A 20,234-nucleotide genomic window follows, 5' to 3' on the forward strand; every position below is an offset into this window, starting at 1 on the left:
AACCACAAATGCCAATTATTGGGCGATCCTGGAACGACGAGTCCCTGCAACAAGGTCCGCCGCGGCGTATGGGTCGCTGCTCCCGTGCGCAATTGCGCACTAGGCAGGGACGACGTGTTGGAGGGGCCGCGGACTCAACGGCGGGCGTCTCGAAGGATGGCCGCAGGCAAGCGACGCAGCAGGGCTTTCCCATATGCGATAGCCGCAGGCGTCTGTACGATTTCTGGATAATGGAAGAATGCCGCTGATTTGCCCGACGAGTCAAGTTGCCGTGTCCGCCGGCTACTTTGCATGGGGTTGTTTTCGATATTTTGGCAGTGCGCCCTGCCCGCAGGCGGGGGAGGGGGCGCAGTCTTTGTGGAGCTCCACTGCGTTGCACTGCAAAAGGCGATTTCGTTTCAATTTGACTGGTGCCGTACCCGCCCATCCGGGCGGTTGTCACATCTGTGACTGCTCGGCCGTATAACCGTAGTGCACTTGTTCCGCGAGTTGGATTAGCTTACGGCCGACAGGGTATTCAAGGCAGACCGGAGGGATTTGATGGATACGATGCTGCTTCCGTTCTCGCCGCGCTTCATCGTGCTGACGATCTGCGCCGTCGTCACCGCGCTTCTGCTGCTGGTCGGGATTTTCGACCACAAGGTTTTCAAGATCGTTGTGATCCCGCTGGCGATCTTCGGCGCGCTGACATTGCTCGGCATCCGCGACCTGACGCAGAAGAACCATGCCGTGCTGCGCAACTACCCGATCTCGGCGCATGTCCGCTTCCTGCTCGAGGAAATCCGCCCGGAGATGCGGCAGTATTTCTTCGAGAGCGAGAAGGACGGCATGCCGTTCTCCCGCGACACCCGCGCGGTGGTCTATCAGCGCGCCAAGATGGTGCTGGACAAGCGGCCGTTCGGCACCCAGGAGGACGTCTATCGCGAGGGCTATGAGTGGATGCACCACTCTGTGGCGCCGAAGCCGCGTGCCGACCAGAAATTCCGCATCACCATCGGCGGCCCCGACTGCACCAAGCCGTATTCGGCCTCGGTCTTCAACATCTCGGCGATGAGCTTCGGCGCGCTCAGCCCGAACGCGGTGCGGGCGCTGAATGCCGGCGCCAAGAAGGGCGGCTTCGCCCATGACACCGGCGAGGGCGGCGTCAGCCCCTATCACCGCGAGATGGGCGGCGACATCATCTGGGAGGTCGGCTCCGGTTATTTCGGCTGCCGTAACCGCGACGGCACCTTCAATCCGGAGCTGTTCGCAAGCGTCGCCGGCGACGATCAGATCAAGATGGTCGAGCTCAAGATCAGCCAGGGCGCCAAGCCCGGCCATGGCGGCGTGCTGCCGGCCGCGAAGGTCTCCGAGGAGATTTCCAAGATTCGGGGCGTGCCGATGGGCGAGGACTGCATCTCGCCGGCCTATCACAAGGCGTTCTCGACGCCGCTGCAGATGATGGAATTCGTGGCGCAGATGCGCAAATTGTCCGGCGGCAAGCCGGCTGGTTTCAAGATGTGCATCGGCCATCCCTGGGAGTTCCTGGCGATCTGCAAGGCGATGAAGGAGAGCGGGCTCTATCCCGACTTCATCGTGGTCGACGGCAATGAAGGCGGCACCGGCGCCGCGCCGCTCGAGTTCATGGACCATCTGGGCATGCCGATGCGCGAGGGCGTCAGTTTCGTCCACAACGCGCTGATCGGCATCGGCGCGCGCGATCGCATCAAGATCGGCGCCTCCGGCAAGATCGCGACCGCCTTCGACCTGGCGCGCGCGATGGCGATCGGGGCCGACTGGTGCAATTCGGCGCGCGGCTTCATGTTCGCGCTCGGCTGCATCCAGTCCCTGAGCTGCCACACCGATCGCTGCCCGACCGGCGTCACCTCGCAGGACCCGATCCGCAACCGCGCGCTCTACGTGCCGGACAAGATCGAGCGCGTGTACAACTACCACCACTCGACCCTGCACGCGCTGACCGAGCTGCTGGCTGCCGCCGGCCTCGAGCACACCAAGGATCTGCGCCCGATCCACTTCTCGCAGCGGAGCTCGACCACCGACGTCCGCACCTTCGCACAGCTCTATCCGGCGCTGCGCCCGGGCGAGCTGCTCGAAGGCACCCAGGATCCCCGCTTCCGCGACGCCTGGGCGATGGCGCGCGCGGATTCGTTCCAGCCGGCGGGGTAGGGGCTACGAATGCTCCAACCTCCCCTTGAAAAGGGGAGGTCGCTTTGCTCGCAGAGCAAAGCGGGTGGGGATCAGCTCTCTCCACAAGCAGCGCCGCCTGTGGCTGACCCCCATGTCGACCTTCCCCCTTTCAGGGGGAAGGAGAAGACGGATCCGGTGGCTCCATCCGGGCTACGCTCACTCTGCACTGCCAGGCGCGCCGAACCATTTGGTCAGTGCCTCGGCGAGGCCTAACTGGCCTCGGTCTCCGACCCACGCCACGTAGCCGTCGGGCCGGACCAGCACCGCGCCGGGTGCCGCAACCGTTCCGAGCGCGGGAAGCTCCCACGTGCCGACATACTCGGCATCGACCAGCTGAACCCGGTCAGCCCATCCCGCGATGTCGAAGCCGCCGGGCTCGCCAAAGTTAAGCAGCACCGGCCGCGCGCCGTGCAGCAGCGCGAAGACCCGCAGCGGGCCGCTCGTCGTCACCAGATCGAGATCGGGCATGCGGCGTCCCAGCAGCGGATGGCCATCGCCGAGATCGTAGTGCAGGTCGAGGCCCGACATCATCGCGGCGAATTTTCGGCGCGGCTCATCCATGCGCAGCAGTTCGGAGACGATCTCATGCAGCGCCTTGCTGCGCGCGTCGGTCCGGCTGAGCGCGACGTGCGCCATGGTGTTGCGCAGCACGCGGGCCGCGACGGGATGCCGCTCGGCCTGATAGCTGTCGAGCAGGCCGTCCGGCGATGTCAGCTTGACCACCTGGGCGAGCTTCCAGCCCAGGTTCACCGCGTCCTGCACGCCGATATTGAGGCCCTGTCCGCCCATCGGTGGATGCACATGAGCTGCATCGCCGGCCAGCAGCACGCGCTGCTTGCGGTAGGTCACCGCCTGCCGGGTCATGTCGGTGAACCGTGATATCCAGACCGGGCTGTGGATGCCGAAATCGGTGCCGTACACGGCGGCCAGCCGCTCGCTGACGTCACCCAGGGTCGGCTCCCTGTCCGTGCCGAGTTGCCGCTCGGTCAGCACGAGCCGCACCCGTTCGCCGTCTTCCACCTTGCCGATGGCATAGATGCCGGCGTCGTCCTGGCGAAAGCCCCATTCCGGTTCGTCTGATATCTCGGCCTCGGCGATCAGCCAGCTCTTGGTCGGATCCCATCCGGCGAATTCGATGCCGGCCGCCTTGCGGACGATGCTGCGGCCGCCGTCGCAGCCGACCAGATACCGTGCCCGAAGCACCTGGCCATCCGACAGCGCGACGTCGACGCCATCGTCGTCCTCCGTGAAGCCGGTCACGTCGCGCCCCCGCTTGATCGGCACCGCCAGTTGTTCGGCCCATTCGCCGAGCACGCGCTCGATATGGTTCTGCCGCAGCCCCAGTGTGAAATTGCGCCGGGTCGGGAAGTCGCTGATCTCGAGCGGAACCAGATGGGAGTGGAACAGCACCGCCGGATGGCGCGTCCCCAGCGCGACGAAGCGGTCGCCGATGCCGCGCTGGTCGAGCACCTCGATGGTGCGCGCGTGCAGACCGCCCGCCCGCGCGCCGATCAGGTCCGGATTCTCGCGCCGCTCGACAATCGCAACGTCAACGCCGGCCAGCGCCAGCTCGCAAGCCAGCGTCAGCCCGGTCGGCCCTCCGCCGGCAATCACCACAGCATGTTCCCGCATCGCGCACTCCTCCGTTCGATTGGGCGCGCGTTCTACGGGATGACCCCGGGCTTGCGGCAAGCCCGGGGGGTCTACATATATTTGAGTGGGGAGAGGGCTTTTGTTGCCCGAACCAATTCAGCCGTTATTGCGAGGAGCGAAGCGACGAAGCAATCCATGCTTCTGCGTGCCCGGAGCTGTGGATTGCTTCGCTGCGCTCGCAATGACGGTGAGGCTTCGTAGCCCGGATGCAGCGAAGCGAAATCGGGGGCCGCTCTATCGACGAGAGAGCAGATCCCGGATTGCGCTGCGCTGCATCCGGGCTACGTGATCGCTCAAAACTCGCCGTGGATGCGGCCGGAGAAGATGTGCACCGGGCCGCGGTCGGCGTTGTAGGCGGGGTTGGTGATGAACTGATAGTCCGCGGTCAGCGTCAGGCTCTTGTTCACCTGGTAGGCATAGTAGGTCTCGAAGATCCGCTCCGGACTGTAGTTGAGCGCGCCGTCGCCGATCAGAAGACCCAGGCCGCCGGCGGCGAGGTAGTCGCGATGCGCTGACGACAGCCCGTTGACCGCGCCGCCGATGCCGATCGTGTCGTTCGCCCGGCCCCAATAGCTGCCCTTGATCGACACGCCGCCGGAGACGCTGCGGTCGACGTCGGTGAACGACAGGATCTCGTTCTGGCCGTCGTTCCAGCTCAGGCGGCCGAACAGTCCGACGTCGGTTGCGATCTGCTGCTCGCCGTTCAGGTAGAAGCCGTACTTGGTGTTGTCCTTGCGGATACCGGCCATCACGTCGTTGATGTCGAGCCCGGGGTTGGCGTCCTCGATCGCGAGCGCCTGGCGATAATTGCCGGTGTTGCCGCGGTTGCCGAACACGCCGACGCGCAGCTTGCCGGGTTGATCGAAGATCGAATAGCGGCCCTCGAATTCCACCACCGCGCCGCCATTGTTGGCGTTGGAGATCAGCACGTCGGTGTTTGGTGCATTCGGCACCTGGAATACGCCGGCGCGCACCGCCCAGTCCTTGCGGTTGAGCTCGACCACGGCGCCGCGGGTATAGCCGGGCAGGTCGGCCGGGAAGTCGTAGGCGGCCGAGGCCCACATCGCCCAGTTCATGAAGTCCGCGCGTGGGTCCTTGGCGTAGGAATTGCCGTCGAAGAAATCGCCGACCGCAAAGCGTCCGACGACGACCGTGAGGCGGTCGATGTCGCGCTTGCCCGCGATCTGGTTGGGACCGTCGGGGACGTCTTCTTGCTCGCCGCCGAAGCCGAAGGTCTGCTTGAAGTAGTAGCGCTGCGGCCGGATCTTCGGGAACGCCGCGCCGGCCTTCTGAGCCTCGCCGTTCGGGAAACCGGCGAGGCCGAGCGTGCCGTTGAGGCCGAAGCCCTGCGCGGTCTCCGGATTGAAATAGAGCTCGCCGCCTTCCCAGAGCCGCACGCCGAGAAACGCCGTCGTGGTCCAGGTTTGTTGCGCTTGCCCCGCGCCCGGAAGGCTGTTGGTGCCGCCATAGGGCGCGCGGAACGACGGATAGCCCTGACCGATCAGCGTGGTCTGCCCATGCACGCTCCAGTCGCTGGAGTCCGGCAGCACGGACCGCGTCGGCGTCGCCGACCAGGGCGAATCGCCGAGCTGGTAGTTCAGGCCCAATTTCAGCAGATGCAGCCGCGGGTCGATACTGACGCCGGGCATGCCGAAATCGTTGAGACCGAGCGTGCGGCGCGACAGGTCGACGTAGTCGTATTCGAGCTTGGCCGTCCAATTGCCGCTTAGCGCAAATTCGGCGCCGGCGCCGACAGTCCAGCCGGTCTGATACTGGCCGGGCTCCGAGATCACGTTGCCGGCGGCATCGTTGACCCTGACCTGGCTGCGTCCCCAAGCGAAGCCACCCGTGATGTACGGCATCCAGCTACCAAAGCTGTAACCGGCGCGGCCGCGCACGGTGCCGACATAGTCGATCGAGCTATTGAATGGGCCGAGCGTGCGCCGCGGCAGATCGACCGGGCCCACGAATGTCGCATCGGCCTCGACGCCGAGCACGAAGCGGTTTGCGAACTGGTGATTGTATCCGACCTGGAAGCCGCCGATCCCTCCCGTAACAGTGTGAGGAAAGAAGACGCCCTGCAAGGGAAGCGGATTGGTATCGGGACCGAGGCTGCCGTCGCCATAGCCGACATGGCCGCCGACGTAGAAGCCGGTCCAGCTGTAGACCGCCTTGGCGGCGGGGGACTTGACGGCCATATCGGCCGCGGACGCCGGCGTGCCGAATGCCGCCGCGCCGAGCGCTGCGCCGGCGGCGATCCGAACCCGGAAGAGACGGACGCAGGTCATGACGCGGCTTTCCGCGAACGGTTGGCGATTTTGCCCGGCATTGCAGATTTGGCGGCCACTTGCCACCCGAGATTTGAATTCATCGCCCGCCGTCCCCGGTCCGATCCGTGTCGTCCCATCCAAAGCCAGATCAGCACCTAGCATCCCCCACGGCTTGTTGCAAGTAATTCGCAATAGCAACTGAGGCGCGGGGGGATACCTCTCCGATTTGCACGCCACTATGACAGTCGCGTAACACCCCCAGCCTGTGAGCCTCATCCGCTGCGATCGACCGCGCATCTGTGGCAAATCGGTCGAGAACCGACCGTTCAATCGAGGCCACCATTGTCTTCGTCCCTTGTCTTGATGAATGCCTGCTGCGAGCTGCTGCCCAGCACGACCCTCGCGCCGGCCCGTTCGACGCATCGCGCCATCGACAGCGCCGTCCGCAGGTCGGCGCCTGAAATCACACGCCGCTGATAGAGCGCGCTTGCGCCGCGCAGGATGGCGCTTGCCAGCCTGAGCAACACGATCGCGCCCCATCTCCGGCCGCGGCCAAGCGCGGTCACGCCCCCACCGTGGCGAACTGGACGATGCGCAGCAGCACGAGGCCGGCAGCGACGACGAGGTAGCCGCGCAGCACCAGCATCCAGATCCGGCTCAACGGGCTGAGCCGCGCCGGTGGCAGCCAGTCGAGCGGCGGCATCCGCCAGGTGTCGCGGTCGAACAGCGGCGGCTTGTGCGTGAAGCGGGAGGACGCGCGACCGTGCGACAACATTTCGTACAGCTTGACGGCCGCGGTGACCGCGAGCGCAAGCAGGCTGCCGCCGGCCAGGATGCCGATGATCCATTGCTCGCTGAGGTCCGGGAACAGCACCGCGGCAGTCAGGATCACCGACAGCATCACGAGGCCCGCCACCACCGCGCCCGTGAACAGGTTCAGCCTGACAGAGTTGATCCAGGGCCCGAGGATGTGGCGGTCGTTGCACAGCAAGAGCAGGAACACGGTCGCGCTCGGCAGCAGCACGCCGGCCAGCGTCTGCACCGCGTTGGTGAACAGTCCGAGTGGCGTGCCCGGCGTCAGCACCAGTACGGCGGCGAGCATGATCAGCCCGCAATAGACGCCGTAGAAGCCCTTCGCATCCCACGGCTTGCGGTGCAGCGAGTGCTTGACCGCGAACACGTCACCGATCGCATAGGCAGTCGAGAGGGCGACCGCGGCCGCGCCGATGATGCAGGCATCCAGCAGTGCGAGGGCAAACAGCACCGCCGGCAGCCGGCCGGCATATTTCTCTAACCCGACCGCGGTTCCCAACGCGTCGGTGTAATTGCCGAATTCGGGCTTTCCGGCGAACACCTCGGCACAGAACGAGATCATCGCCACGGCGCCGACCACGACCAGCACGATGCCGATGCACAGATCCATCCGCTCATAGCGGATGAAGCGCGACGTGATCCGCTTGTCGACGATGTAGCTCTGCTGGAAGAACAATTGCCACGGCGCCACCGTGGTGCCGACGATAGCGACGATCAAAAGCATCACCTCGCTCAGCTTGGCGTCTTGCGGCATCTTCGGCACGAAGAAATCAGCCGCGATCTGCCCGACCGGCGGATGCACCATCAGGATCACAGGCAGCAGCAGCAGGCTGCCTGCGACCAGCACGATGCCGAAGCGCTCGAAACGGCGGAAGTCTCCGGTCGAGACCGCCAGCATCACGATAACAGCCGAGGCCAGCACGCCCCAGAACTGCGAGACGCCGAGAAAATGAAGCGCAAATGTGATGCCGATGAACTCGGTGACGATGGTCAGCGCGTTCAGCACCAGCAGATCGATCACGCTGAACGCGCCCCAGAACCTGCCGAAGCGCTCGAAGATCAGCCGCGCATGGCCGACGCCGGTGACGGCGCCGAGCCGTACCACCATCTCCTGGTTGACGTAGAGCACGGGGATCAAAAGCAGCAGCGTCCACAGCAGCGTGGTGCCGTAGTTCTGACCGGCCTGGGTATAGGTGCCGAACGCGCCGGCATCGTTGTCGCCGACCATCACGATCAGGCCGGGGCCGACGATCGCGAGCAGGGTCTTCAACCGGGCCAGCAATGTCGCGCGCGGTGCGGTGTCGTCCCGCGCGATGCTGCCGAGCGCGCCGTGGATGTCGCCGGCATGCGCGGTGTCGAGAATGGCGGTTTGGGTGGACTTGGTCTCGGTCATATCGCGTCTCCTCGCCGCCCTTTGGGCACGGCAAGAGGGACGCGGACCGTCAGGCGCGCACGTCTCCGCTACCGTGAGCAGCGGCGTTTCCAGGTGTGATGCAGGTCGAGAATCCCGCTGCCGCGCCGCAATGGCGCGCAACGGGACGACTAGGTCCTTCGTCCATATTGGCCTCCTAAGCGCACAGCCGCGGCTTTGCCGCGGCGCGACGCGCAGTTGTCGCGCGCGGGCCAAGATGCCGGCCCACGCGCCGCTGATGATCGAAATCACCGCTGGTGTCGTCGACGCTCCACCGGCACTCCAGGCGGCCGTCGATCAGGATCCAATGACAGGCCGGGGTTGGACGCCGGCGATCCGCCGGGCGGCGAAAACCCGGCAGGTTGTCATTGGAATAGGTGGCCGGAATCGTCCACGGCGCAACGCGCTGGAGCTGAAACGGCCGGAATTTTGCGAGCTTTTCGAACATCGCTCACCTCCACTTCCGCTGTCGCGCGGCAGGCCGGTGAGGAGCAGGCGGTTACGTGAGGCGTGACCACCCATCCACGCAGGCGAAATCTGCGCGATCAGTCTTGCTGTGTTGCGGCGTCAATAGTCCCGTCAGCGGTCTACTGTCGCCTGAGTTGCTACTGCCCATGTGCCTTCTGTGTTGGCTCGTGGTCGGGTTGATGTCCGGGGTCAGACCCCGGTGCGGAACGCATGTTCCAACAATTGGGCACTACGCCTGCCACAATGGCCTGTCAAGCCGATTCTGCTATCCTCCGGGGAGGATCACGATTATCCTCCAGGGAGGATAGGAGAACCGAATGTCAGACGACCATCCGCACGCAGCGATTGCCCGGCGCCTGAAGCGCGCCAACGGCCATCTCGAGACCATCGTCGAGATGATCGAGCAGGGCCGGCCCTGTGCGCAGATCGCCCAGCAATTGCAGGCGGTGGAGAGTGCGATCGAGAGCGCCAAGAAGGCGCTGATCCACGATCACATCGGCCACAGCCTGGAAGAGACGCTGAAGGCATCGGGCCCGAAGGGCCGCAACGTGCTGCGCGACTTCCGGCTGATCGCCAAGTATCTGTGATCGCCGCGTTCAAGAATTGACCCGCCCGGGGGATCACCGGACGGGTCGTGTGCGACACGGGGTGGATGAGGACCCGTGCCGAACGCAGGATCCGCAGCCTTTTAAAAAATCCCGTCGATCAGTAGCAGGAGCGCACGCGGCCGATGTAGTTGCCGTAGGCGTCGAACTGGCGCACCCAGGCGCAGCGCCGATAACCGCCGTCGTAATAGCCGTCACTGGCCGCGATCGCACTGCCGACGATGGCGGCGCCGACGAGGCCCGCGCCAACGCCCCAGCCCCAGCCATACGGCTTGGCTTCGGCCTGCGACGTCGTGGACGCGATGGTGCCGGTCACGGCGAGCGCGGTGAGGGCGAGGGCGGCAAACTTGGTCTTGATCGACATGGGATACTCCATCCTGTTTGAGCGCGGCGCCGGTGTGGTCCGCATGCCCGTTGGACGGAGGCTTTTCGGTTCCGGTTCGAAGGCCGTGCCGGAAATATGGTTTCGTGGATTGTTTCGTCGGCCTCTCGCCGGACGAAGGAATTCCGGGTCAGCTGGCGCGAAATACGCCCGGATCGAACCTGTCGACGTCGGCCAGCAGCTCGCAGAACGCGCGCGCACCGTGCTCGAGCAGCTTCTCGCCCTTCTCGGCCGAGGCCTTGGTTGCATCGCCGATCGCGCCGCTCGGATTGAGGTCCTGCGTCTGCCAGGCGAACGGCGCCGGCCGCTGGGTCGACAGGAAGCGGTGGTCCTTCTCGATCTGCACGCTCGCGGGCTTGAAATCCGCGATCGCATCGTTGCGCACATGTCGCGGATACTTCGCCAGCATGATCGAGGTCTCGACCGCACCGCCATGGATGCCATGACGCAATTCGTCGGCATCGAACAGCCCGTCGGGCGTGCCGAAGCGCGACCAGCTCGTGGTCACCACCAGCATGCCATGTTGCGCGCGCAGGTCCTGCGCCACGAGCTGCATCGCGGCGGAATTGCCGCCATGGCTCGTCACCAACACGAGCTTCTTGATTCCGGCGCGCGCCACGCTTTCGCCGAGCGCCATCCAGCTGTTCAGCGCGACTTTGGTCGGCAGGGTCAGCGTGCCCGGAAAATCGATGTGCTCGGTGGAGATGCCGACCGGCTGCAGGGGCAGGAACGTCGCCGGGATGGCCGCCGGCAGCAGCTCCTGAACCCGCGCCAGATACGCCTCGCCAATCATGACGTCGGTTCCAACAGGCAGATGCGGCCCGTGCTGCTCGGTCGCGCCCAGCGGCAGCACCGCGATCCAGCGCGCGGCCGCACCCTCGGCGAGGTCGGGCCAGTGGATGGCGGTCCAGTCACGGGGCGGTAGCTGAGAAGTCATCAAGGCAGTCGTTTCAATACAAGCGTTTCATGGGATGGATTTGCGGGCTAGTTTGTTTAACATCAGTGAGGCGTTCGCGTCTCCGGGCGCGGTCCACGTCTTCCCGCCTTCCATCATGGGCCATAATGATCGACGGAGTCCAACCATGATCCCGGCCTTTTTGCCGCGAGCGTTAACCACGGCCCTTCTGGCCGCCACCCTCGGCGTTTCCGCAGGCCTCCTCCCGGCGCGGGCGCAGACTCTGGACAAGGTCTCGTTCGGCACCAATTGGGTCGCCGAGGGCGAGCATGGCGGGTTCTTCCAGGCGCTCGCCGACGGCACCTACAAGAAATACGGCCTCGACGTGTCAATCGTGCCCGGCGGTCCCAACGAGAACAACCGCATGCTCTTGATCGCGGGCAAGCTCGACTTCTTCATGAGCGCGAACTCGTTGCAGACCTTCGACGCCGTCACCAACAACGTGCCGCTGGTCGCCGTCGCGGCGATGTTCCAGAAGGACCCGCAGGTCTTCCTGACCCATCCCGAGGTCAAGGTCAGCAAGATCGAGGATCTGAAGCCGCTGACGCTTTTGATCTCGAAGGAAGGCATCACCAGCTACTTCCAGTGGCTGAAATCCGAATACGGCTTCGACGAGAACAAGGTGAAGCCCTACACCTTCAACCCGCAGCCCTTCATCGTGAACAAGCAGACCGCGATGCAGGGCTATGTCACGTCGGAGCCCTTTGCGGTGGAGAAAGCCGCCGGCTTCAAGCCGAACGTGCTGCTGATTGCCGACTACGGCTTCAACTCCTATTCGACCTTGATCGAGACCCGCCGCGACCTGGTCGACAAGAAGCCGGACCTCGTGCAGCGCTTCGTCGATGCCTCTGTTGTCGGCTGGTACACTTACGTCTACGGCGACAACTCGGCCGGCAATGCAATGATCAAGAAGCTCAATCCCGAGATGAACGACGAGCTGCTGGCCTATTGTGTCGCCAAGATGCGCGAGCACGGCATCGTCGATTCCGGTGATTCCATCAAGAACGGCATCGGCGCGATGACCGACGAGCGGATGGCGAGCTTCTTCGACAAGATGGTGCGCGCCGGCGTGGTCAAGAGCACCATCGACTATCGCCAGGGCTACACGCTGCGCTTCGTCAACAAGGCGGTCGGCGTCGAGCTCAGGCCGAAGAACTGACGGGTGCGGACGCGCGATGGCGGAGTCTGCGTTGTCTGGGCCTGATGCCGGATGGGCCGTGCGCCTGCGCGGCGTCACCAAGACCTATGACAGCGGGGTGATGGCGCTAGGGCCGCTGGATCTCGACGTGAGACACGGCGAGTTCGTCTCGCTGCTCGGCCCCTCCGGCTGCGGCAAATCCACCGCGCTGCGCCTCATTGCGGGGCTTGCCACCCCAAGCGCCGGTACGGTCGAGCTTGCCCATCACGGCGTTGAGCCGCGCGGCAGCCACAGGATCGGCTTCGTGTTTCAGGAGCCGACGCTGATGCCGTGGGCCAATGTGCGCGACAATGTCCGCCTGCCGCTGAAGCTCGCCCGCGCGCCGGCGACTGACGCCGAAGCGCGCATCGAGGCGGCGCTCGATCAGGTCGGGCTGGCGGAGTTCGCGGCCGCCTATCCGCGCGAATTGTCCGGCGGCATGAAGATGCGGGTATCGCTGGCGCGCGCGCTGGTCACCGATCCCGATATCCTGCTGATGGACGAGCCGTTCGCGGCGCTCGACGAGATCACGCGCTTTCGTCTCAACAACGACCTGCTGTCGCTGTGGCGCAATTTGCACAAGACCGTCATCTTCGTGACGCACTCGGTGTTCGAGTCGGTCTATCTCTCGCAGCGCGTGATCGTGATGACGGCGCGTCCGGGCCGGATCGGCGCCGAATTTCGTATCACCTCGCCCGAGCCGCGCAGCGAGGAGTTCCGCACCTCGGCCGAATATGCCGCGTTCTGCCGCGAGGTCTCGGCCGCGCTGGCGCCGTCTTACGCGGGGCAGGTGGGCGCATGAAGTCTCCGCAGGACCTTGTCCGCTTTCTGCTTCCGCTTGCGGTGTTTGCCGCGGGCCTCGTGCTCTGGGAAGCCGTCGTCCGCGCCTATGGCATCCAGCCCTATGTGCTGCCGAGCCCGCTTTTGGTGCTGAAGACGCTGGTTGCGGACTGGCCGGTGCTGTCGCAATCGCTCGGCGTCACGCTCCTGACCACGCTGGAAGGCTTCGTCGCCGCCGCGGTCGGCGGCGTCGTGCTGGCGCTGTTGTTCAACCAGTCGAAATGGCTGGAATATTCGTTGTTCCCTTACGCGGTGGTGCTGCAGGTCACGCCCGTGATCGCGATCGCGCCGCTGCTCCTGATCTATCTGCAGCAGCAGACCGCGGTGATCGTCTGCGCCTGGATCGTGGCGTTCTTTCCGGTGCTGTCGAACACGACGCTCGGCCTCAACTCGGTCGATCGCAACCTCGCCGGATTGTTTCAACTTTATGGCGCCTCGAGACTGCAGACGCTGCTGCTCCTGAAGCTGCCCGCGGCGCTGCCCTATATCCTCGGCGGCCTGCGCATCGCCGGTGGCCTGTCGCTGATCGGCGCCGTGGTGGCGGAGATCGCGGCGGGCAGCGCCGGCGCCGGCTCGGGTCTTGCCTTCCGGATCGCTGAATCGGGCTACCGGCTGAATATTCCCCGCATGTTCGCAGCACTTCTGCTGCTATCGCTGGCCGGGATTGTCATCTATGGGGTGCTGGCGCTAGTTTCGCACCTTCTGTTGCGGCGTTGGCATGAAAGCGCGTTAGGAAAGGACAATTGATGGCCCCGATTTCTTCCGAAAAGATCGATCTGTTGGTTTATGGACCGATCCGGCCAATCCTCGAAAACGGCTTTTCCGATCAATACGTGCTGCACCGGGCCGAGAGCCGCGGCGACCTCGAGCGCCTGACGCCCGACGCGATGGCCAAGGTCCGCGGCATCGCCGTCACCTATCACACGATGGCGACCGACAAGACCGCGATGGCGATGTTTCCCAAGCTCGAGATCGTCGGCAGCTTCGGCGTCGGCTACGACCATGTCGATTCCGGCTATGCGCGGGATCACAATATCGTCGTCACCAACACGCCCGACGTGCTGACCGAGGAGGTCGCCGACGTCGCGATGGGGCTGTTGATCGCGACGCTGCGTGAATTCGTCAAGGCCGACCGCTACGTGCGCTCCGGCCTGTGGCAGACCCAGAATTATCCGCTCAGCGTCGGCTCGTTGCGCGACCGCAAGATCGGCATCGTCGGCATGGGCCGCATCGGCCAGGCGATCGGGCGGCGGCTCGAGGCCTCGCGCGTGCCGGTGTCCTATCATTCGCGCAATCCGTCCAAGGACGTCGCCTACAAGCACTATCCCGATCTGATCGAGATGGCGAAGGCGGTCGACACCCTGATCGTCATTGTGCCGGGCGGCGCCTCGACGGCGAAGATGATCAACGCCGACGTCCTGAAGGCGCTCGGCCCGCGCGGCGTGCTGATCAATGTCGCGCGCGGCTCCGTGGTCGACGAGCCGGCGCTGGTCGCGGCGCTGAAATCCGGCACCATCCTGGCCGCCGGCCTCGACGTGTTCGCGGCCGAGCCGAACGTGCCGGACGAATTGAAGGCGATGCAGAACGTCGTGCTGCTGCCGCATATCGGCTCGGCCTCGGTGGTGACGCGCAATGCGATGGACCAGCTCGTGGTCGACAACATCAAGAACTGGTTCGCCGGCAAGCCGCCGCTGACGCCGGTTGCCGAAACGCCGGTGAAGGGGCGCTGATGTCCCTGTCCCGCTTCAATGTCGTGCTGCTTGTGCTGCTGGCCGCCTGCGGCCCGGCAGCCGCGCAGGACGCCTCGACGTTGAAGAAGGACATGATCGGTCAGTGGGAGCTCGCCACCACCGAGCGCAGCAAGACCTGCGTCGTGACGCTGAAGAGCGATGCGACGTCGCAAGGTTTCAAGCTCGAGCTCGAGCCGGCCTGCGCCGCCGCGTTGCCTTTCACCAAGGACATCACGGGCTGGAGCATCAAAGGCCTCGGCGACATCGTGCGGCTGCAGAATGCGGCCGGCGACGCCGTGATCGATTTCACCGAGGTCGAGACCGGCATCTTCGAGGGCATGCGCACCAACGAGGGCGTCTACATCCTGCAAAACCTCGCAGCTGCCCGCGCGCTCGCCAAGTCGATGGACCAGATGATCGGCGACTGGTCGATGGTCCGCGGCAATGGCCAGGCGATCTGCGCCCTGGTGCTGACCAACACCGACGCCGGCAACGACAATTTCCAGCTGTTCCTGAAAGGCAAATGCGATCCCGCGGTCGTAGCCTTCAATCCGACGCTGTGGCGGCTCGACCACGGCCAGATGATCCTGATGTCGCCCAAGGGCGAGACCTGGCAGTTCGAGGCCGACGACAACGCCCAATGGCGACGCGTCCCCGACAGCGCCGACCCGCTGATCATGCTGCGGGAGCAGTAATTCGCGGCGTCCCGGCGGGAACAAGCCGGAGCATGGCAAATTTCGGCGAATACCTCCAAAATAATTCCCGACCCCATGTCGATCCGGCCGCCGCCGGATCGTCGTCCCCCATAGCGAGCCGATTTTGCGGCGATCATCGCCGCTTCTCGCCCTATAGGAGTTTTCCGATGCGATTCATGTATATCGTCACCTCCTCCCAGCCACCGCGCCCGCCGACGCCGGCCCTGATGGAGGCGATGGGCAAGCTCGCCGAGCGGGAAATCAAGGCGGGCCGCATGATCGACACCGGCGGTCTGCTGCCGGTCGCGATGGGCGCCCAGGTACGCATCACCGATGGCAAGCTCAATGTCATCGACGGGCCGTTCGTCGAGACCAAGGAGATGATCGGCGGCTACGCCATCTTCGAGCTGCGCAGCAAGGAGGAGGCCGTCGCGGCCGCCGTCGAGTTCATGCAACTGCACAAGGAGCATATGCCAGGCTGGGACGGCACCTGCGAGGTGCGCCCCTTCGCCACCCCGGGCGTCGACGGCGCCTGCCAGGTCGATGTGTCCGCCTGCGCCTGATGCGCAGACCGGAGCGTTTTCGAGCGAAGCGGACACCGGTTCGCGTGAGGAAAACGCGACAGGATAAGACCTCAGGTCGGCGGCGATGACGGTCGCCGACATCCAGGCAACCATTCTTGCTGTGTGGCGCATCGAGCAGCCGCGGCTGATCACCAGCCTGTCGCGGATGCTGCGCGACGTGCCGCTCGCCGAGGATCTGACCCAGGAAGCGCTGATCGCGGCGCTTGAGCACTGGCCGCTCAGTGGCGTGCCGGAGAAGCCGGGTGCCTGGCTGATGGCGACCGCCAAGCGGCGTGCGCTCGATCATATCAGGCGAAACCGCATGCTGACCGAAAAGCACGGCATGCTTGCGCATGATCTGGTGCGGGAGCAGGAGACCATGCCCGACTTCGATTCCGCGCTCGACGACGATATCGGCGACGAATTGCTGCGGCTGATCTTCACCGCCTGCCATCCGCTGCTGTCGCGCGAGGTCCGCGCCGCGTTAGCGCTTCGGATGATCTGCGGTCTTACCACCGAGGAGATCGCGCGCGCCTTCCTGCAGGCGGAGGCGACCATCGCCCAGCGCATCGTGCGCGCCAAGCGCACGCTGTCCGAATCCGGTCTTGCCTACGAGACGCCGCGCGGCGAGGCGCTGTCGGAGCGGCTCGCCTCCGTGCTCGAGGTCGTCTACCTGATCTTCAACGAGGGCTATACCGCGGCAAGCGGCGGCGAATGGCTGCGGCCGCAGCTCTGCAACGAGGCGCTGCGCATCGGCCGTGTGCTGAGCTCGATCGCACCGCAGGAGCCGGAGGCGCACGGCCTGCTGGCGCTGATGGAACTCAACGCCTCGCGGATGGCGGCGCGCACCGACGCGGCCGGTGAGCCGATCCTGTTGATGGACCAGAACCGCGCGCTGTGGGATCGTCTGCAGATCCGCCGCGGGCAATTGGCGCTGGCGCGTGCCTGCGAGCTCGGCGGCGCCGGCGGCTTCTACGCGCTGCAGGCCGCGATCGCCGCATGCCACGCCGAGGCCGACACGCCTGACGCGACCGACTGGCGCCGCATCGCCGCGCTGTACGGCGACCTCGCCGCGCTGCTGGATTCGCCGGTGATCGAGCTCAACCGCGCGGTCGCGATCGGCATGGCCGAAGGACCGCTTGCGGCGCTTGCGATCGTCGACGGTCTCGCGGACGAGCCGGCGCTGAAAGCCTATCATCTGCTGCCGAGCGTGCGCGGCGATCTGCTGCAACGGCTGAGCCGTTTCGCGGAGGCGCACACCGCGTTCGAGGCCGCCGCCGCATTGGCCGGCAACGCACGCGAGCGCGAGTTCCTCAAGCGGCGCGCCGCGGTCGCGGCACGCGCCGCGCAGGATCACGGCCAGCGCTGACGACGGAAAGTCAGGAGGAGCTATCTCGCGTCATGGGCAAGGGCAGCCTTGCCGCGCAGCCCCCACAACAGCAGGATCGATGCTGCGATGATCGCAAGACCGATTGAGATGAACCCGGCGGTCACCAGCGTTTCCTGCCACGGCGCGGCACCACGGTCGGCCGCAGTGACCGGCGAAAGTGCGCCGGTTCCGAGCACGGCGGCGAGCGTCGTCACGGCCCAGTTGCCGTATGTCCCGCACAGCAGCGCCCAGTAGGCTGCGACGCTCGCGCGGGGTGACAGCCTGATCTCGCTCCAGATCGCGCCGACCGCGAGCAGGAACGTACCGTTCATCACGCCTTCGAGATGCGCTGCGAGCGCCATCCGCACATTGCTGAAGTGCTGCTCGAGAAGGCCGGTCAACAGCCCGATCAGGAACAGGGCCATGCCATGAAAAAGCAGACGCCGCCGATAATCCATTCTCGCCTCTCAAATAGCTTGCCTGAAAATCGGCCGATCATAGCAGAAAGTACGAAGGCGCCCGCCGGCGATCCGGACCCGTGGCCTGGGCTCTCGGTGTCCCGCCGACCCTGCCGCGGACGCGCGCGGGCCGGGCCAGCGCAAGGCTGCGCGGACCGGGGCTCGCCATCCGCGAAGGCTCGGCGGTTGTTGCCGGCGGCAACCTATGACACCATCCCGATTCCGGTTTGTTTTTGACTTTGGAAGCCTATGCCGCGTCGCAAATATGCCTGGGCGAAGCTCACGGATGCGCAGTTGCTCGAGCAGCGCCTCAGCAGTCTGAGGGTTGCGGTCGAAGGCACCTGGCTCGCGGATTGTGTCAGTACGCTCTACGAAGAGCTCGAAGAGCGCGGCATCCGGCTGCGGCCGCACACATGGATCTCGAGCGAATGGTTCAGCCCGGCCGATGTGCCCGGCATCGCCATTCCCTTCTATCTCGCCCATCCCCGCCTGATGAAGCTCGAGAAGAAGATGATGCTCGACGTCGAGGGCGCCTCGTGGTCCGAGTGCATGGCCATTCTCCGCCACGAGGCGGGGCACGCCATACAGCACGGCTACCAGCTGCAGCGCCGCCGGCGCTGGCAGCAGCTGTTCGGCCCGTCGTCGCAACACTATCCGCGCTACTATCGGCCCAATCCGGCCAGCCGCAACTATGTCCAGCATCTCAGGCTGTGGTACGCGCAGAGCCATCCGGACGAGGATTTCGCCGAGACCTTCGCGGTGTGGCTGCGGCCGCGCTCGAACTGGCGGACGCGGTATGCCGGATGGCCGGCGCTGAAGAAGCTCGAATATGTCGACGAGCTGATGGGCGAGATTGCCGGCGAGCGGCCGCTGCTGACGACGCGCGAGCGGGTCGATCCGCTGCATACGCTCAAGCAGACGCTCGGCGAGCACTACAAGAAGAAGCAGGCGTTCTACGCCTTCACGCCGCCGAAGACCTACGACCGCGATCTGTCCAAGCTGTTCTCTGCCGATCCGCGGCATCACCGGCATCCGCCGGCTGCGTCCTTCATCAGGCGGCACCGCGCCCAGATCAGGCAGCTGGTCGCACGGTGGACGGGCGAGAACCAGTTGACGCTCGATGCCGTGCTCGACGACATGATCTTGCGCTGCCGCGAGCTCAACCTGCGTGCCGTCGGCCCCGAGCAGAAGCTGGTGACCAATTTCACCATCCTGCTGACAGCCAAGACCATGCACGCGCTGTTCGGCCCGTCGCGCCGCAAATGGATCGCGCTATGAAACACTTTCGCATTCTGGTGCTGATGCACCCGGACTGTGTGCCGCCGGACTCCAGCGACGGATACTCCGCGCGGGAAATCAACGAGTGGAAAACCGAATACGACGTGGTGAGTACCCTGCGCGCCGCCGGCCATGTGGTGCGTCCGCTCGGCGTGCAGGAGGAAATCAAGCCGGTGCGCGACGAGATCGAGGGCTTCAAGCCGCACGTGGTGTTCACGCTGCTGGAGGAGTTTCACTACGACGTCGTGTATGACCAGCACATCGCGAGCTATCTCGAGTTGATGAAGATCCCCTATACCGGGTGCAATCCGCGCGGCCTGATCCTGGCGCGCGGCAAGGATCTGTCCAAGACGCTGGTGCATCACCGCCGCATCCCGGTGCCGGCCTTCGCCGTGTTCCCGATGCGCCGCAAGGTCAAGCGGCCGCCGCGGCTCGCGCTGCCGCTGATCGTCAAGAGCCTGAGCAGCGATGGATCGCTCGGCATCTCGCAGGCGTCGATCGTCGATACCGACGAGAAGCTCGCGGAGCGCGTCGCCTTCATCCATGAGCGGATCGGAACGGCCGCGATCGCCGAGCAGTTCATCGAGGGACGCGAGCTCTATGTCGGCGTGATCGGCAACAACAGGCTGCGGGTCCTGCCGGTTTGGGAGTTGAAGTTCGGCAGCATGGGCGGCCCCGCTGCGCGCCAGATCGCCACCGAAAAGGTCAAGCACGATACCAGCTATCAGGAGCGCATCGGAATTGTGGACGGGCCGGCCGAGGATCTTACGCCGGAACTGTCCGCCCATATTCAACGGCTGGCGAAACGCATCTACCGGACCCTGGGGCTCGATGGCTACGCACGCATCGACTTCCGCCTGTCCACCAACGGCGTTCCGTATTTCATTGAAGCCAATCCCAACCCCGAAATCGCGAAGAGCCAGGAGTTCGCGACAGCCGCCGGGCATGACGGACTGGACTATCCGGTTCTGTTGAATCGCATTGTGGCGCTCGGGATCAGCCGCGCTAAGGCCGGCGTATCCTTGGGCTGAATCGGAGCGTTAAAGGCTGCGCTGCAGCGCGTGGCGTCGCGCGTCCCTGGGGATGAACATCGCAAACGTTTCCCTAACGCGCGCCGCCGGCGTCGCTGCGGCCGTGGTTGCGGGAGCGGGTGCCGCCTCCGGACGAAACGCATCCGATTCCGGCCAGCGCCGTGCAATCACGTCGCTCACGGGAGTCGCCCTGAGCAAGCCGTCGCTGCGGCAGGCATCGTAGACGTACAAAACGGCAAGAAAAATCGATGCGACAACAAGGATCGTCCTGAAAATCGGCATTATGATTGTGCCTTCTTGATTGAGGCGAACAATGCCCGGTCTCGGTGAACCGCGCGTTTAGCGCGCT

Annotated in this window: 19 protein-coding genes; 11 read left to right on the plus strand and 8 right to left on the minus strand. The window is 65.1% G+C overall.

Annotation, left to right across the window (positions count from 1 at the left end):
- Positions 1 to 540: 540 nt before the first annotated feature.
- Positions 541 to 2,166 carry an FMN-binding glutamate synthase family protein gene (locus H8B02_RS03885; protein WP_229164948.1) on the plus strand — a complete coding sequence of 542 codons (1,626 nt, stop codon included), beginning with the start codon at positions 541 to 543 and terminating at the stop codon, positions 2,164 to 2,166.
- Positions 2,167 to 2,343: 177 nt separating this feature from the next.
- On the opposite strand, the gene H8B02_RS03890 is transcribed toward H8B02_RS03885, so the two are convergent.
- The 5 genes from H8B02_RS03890 to H8B02_RS03910 all read right to left on the minus strand — a co-directional run bounded on the left by H8B02_RS03890 (position 2,344) and on the right by H8B02_RS03910 (position 8,782).
- Positions 2,344 to 3,819 (minus strand): FAD-dependent monooxygenase, encoded by a 1,476-nt coding sequence (locus H8B02_RS03890; RefSeq protein ID WP_229164949.1) that lies wholly within the window; start codon positions 3,817 to 3,819, stop codon positions 2,344 to 2,346.
- Positions 3,820 to 4,133: 314 nt separating this feature from the next.
- A complete protein-coding gene (locus tag H8B02_RS03895) occupies positions 4,134 to 6,128 on the minus strand; it encodes a carbohydrate porin (RefSeq protein WP_229164950.1) in 1,995 nt (664 codons plus the stop codon).
- A 308-nt stretch (positions 6,129 to 6,436) separates the two neighbouring features.
- Entirely contained in the window at positions 6,437 to 6,676 is a 240-nt protein-coding gene (locus tag H8B02_RS03900) for a hypothetical protein (protein ID WP_229164951.1), read from the minus strand.
- Positions 6,673 to 8,316, minus strand: a complete 1,644-nt coding sequence (locus H8B02_RS03905) for an NRAMP family divalent metal transporter (protein ID WP_229164952.1) — start codon at positions 8,314 to 8,316, stop codon at positions 6,673 to 6,675. Before H8B02_RS03905 ends, H8B02_RS03900 begins: the two co-directional genes overlap by 4 nt.
- A gap of 175 nt (positions 8,317 to 8,491) precedes the next feature.
- Positions 8,492 to 8,782 carry a hypothetical protein gene (locus H8B02_RS03910; RefSeq protein ID WP_229164953.1) on the minus strand — a complete coding sequence of 97 codons (291 nt, stop codon included), beginning with the start codon at positions 8,780 to 8,782 and terminating at the stop codon, positions 8,492 to 8,494.
- Positions 8,783 to 9,119: 337 nt separating this feature from the next.
- Here H8B02_RS03910 and H8B02_RS03915 point away from each other — a divergent pair, with 337 nt between their 5' ends.
- The gene (locus H8B02_RS03915; protein WP_050403822.1) at positions 9,120 to 9,389 is read left to right on the plus strand and encodes a metal-sensing transcriptional repressor; all 270 of its coding nucleotides are present in this window, start codon (positions 9,120 to 9,122) and stop codon (positions 9,387 to 9,389) included.
- Positions 9,390 to 9,507: 118 nt separating this feature from the next.
- On the opposite strand, the gene H8B02_RS03920 is transcribed toward H8B02_RS03915, so the two are convergent.
- Positions 9,508 to 9,771 (minus strand): hypothetical protein, encoded by a 264-nt coding sequence (locus H8B02_RS03920; protein WP_176528638.1) that lies wholly within the window; start codon positions 9,769 to 9,771, stop codon positions 9,508 to 9,510.
- 148 nt (positions 9,772 to 9,919) lie between these two features.
- Positions 9,920 to 10,726, minus strand: coding sequence for a creatininase family protein (locus H8B02_RS03925; protein ID WP_229164954.1), 807 nt, complete (start codon positions 10,724 to 10,726; stop codon positions 9,920 to 9,922).
- A 145-nt stretch (positions 10,727 to 10,871) separates the two neighbouring features.
- On the opposite strand from H8B02_RS03925, the gene H8B02_RS03930 reads away from it, so the two are divergent.
- From H8B02_RS03930 to H8B02_RS03960, 7 genes are all read left to right on the plus strand, one after another.
- On the plus strand, positions 10,872 to 11,903 hold the full coding sequence (locus H8B02_RS03930) for an ABC transporter substrate-binding protein (protein WP_229164955.1): 1,032 nt from the start codon (positions 10,872 to 10,874) through the stop codon (positions 11,901 to 11,903).
- A gap of 16 nt (positions 11,904 to 11,919) precedes the next feature.
- Complete coding sequence (locus H8B02_RS03935; RefSeq protein WP_229164956.1) at positions 11,920 to 12,723, plus strand: ABC transporter ATP-binding protein; 804 nt, start codon at positions 11,920 to 11,922, stop codon at positions 12,721 to 12,723.
- On the plus strand, positions 12,720 to 13,508 hold the full coding sequence (locus H8B02_RS03940) for an ABC transporter permease (protein WP_229164957.1): 789 nt from the start codon (positions 12,720 to 12,722) through the stop codon (positions 13,506 to 13,508). The genes H8B02_RS03935 and H8B02_RS03940 overlap by 4 nt, the downstream gene beginning before the upstream one ends.
- Positions 13,508 to 14,491, plus strand: coding sequence for a 2-hydroxyacid dehydrogenase (locus H8B02_RS03945; protein ID WP_229164958.1), 984 nt, complete (start codon positions 13,508 to 13,510; stop codon positions 14,489 to 14,491). The genes H8B02_RS03940 and H8B02_RS03945 overlap by 1 nt, the downstream gene beginning before the upstream one ends.
- Positions 14,491 to 15,186 carry an AprI/Inh family metalloprotease inhibitor gene (locus tag H8B02_RS03950; RefSeq protein ID WP_229164959.1) on the plus strand — a complete coding sequence of 232 codons (696 nt, stop codon included), beginning with the start codon at positions 14,491 to 14,493 and terminating at the stop codon, positions 15,184 to 15,186. The genes H8B02_RS03945 and H8B02_RS03950 overlap by 1 nt, the downstream gene beginning before the upstream one ends.
- A 176-nt stretch (positions 15,187 to 15,362) precedes the next feature.
- Positions 15,363 to 15,749, plus strand: coding sequence for a YciI family protein (locus H8B02_RS03955; RefSeq protein WP_229164960.1), 387 nt, complete (start codon positions 15,363 to 15,365; stop codon positions 15,747 to 15,749).
- 85 nt (positions 15,750 to 15,834) lie between these two features.
- Positions 15,835 to 17,118 (plus strand): RNA polymerase sigma factor, encoded by a 1,284-nt coding sequence (locus tag H8B02_RS03960; protein ID WP_229164961.1) that lies wholly within the window; start codon positions 15,835 to 15,837, stop codon positions 17,116 to 17,118.
- Positions 17,119 to 17,138: 20 nt separating this feature from the next.
- Here the strand turns inward: H8B02_RS03960 and H8B02_RS03965 are convergent, their stop codons facing one another.
- Entirely contained in the window at positions 17,139 to 17,576 is a 438-nt protein-coding gene (locus H8B02_RS03965; RefSeq protein ID WP_229164962.1) for a styrene oxide isomerase, read from the minus strand.
- Between the two features lie 249 nt (positions 17,577 to 17,825).
- On the opposite strand from H8B02_RS03965, the gene H8B02_RS03970 reads away from it, so the two are divergent.
- Positions 17,826 to 18,854, plus strand: a complete 1,029-nt coding sequence (locus tag H8B02_RS03970) for a putative zinc-binding metallopeptidase (protein WP_229164963.1) — start codon at positions 17,826 to 17,828, stop codon at positions 18,852 to 18,854.
- Complete coding sequence (locus tag H8B02_RS03975) at positions 18,851 to 19,885, plus strand: D-alanine--D-alanine ligase family protein (RefSeq protein WP_229164964.1); 1,035 nt, start codon at positions 18,851 to 18,853, stop codon at positions 19,883 to 19,885. The genes H8B02_RS03970 and H8B02_RS03975 overlap by 4 nt, the downstream gene beginning before the upstream one ends.
- Positions 19,886 to 20,234 lie beyond the last annotated feature (349 nt).

It is taken from the genome of Bradyrhizobium altum (genome assembly GCF_020889705.1).
GTDB classification, from domain to species: Bacteria; Pseudomonadota; Alphaproteobacteria; order Rhizobiales; family Xanthobacteraceae; genus Bradyrhizobium; species Bradyrhizobium altum.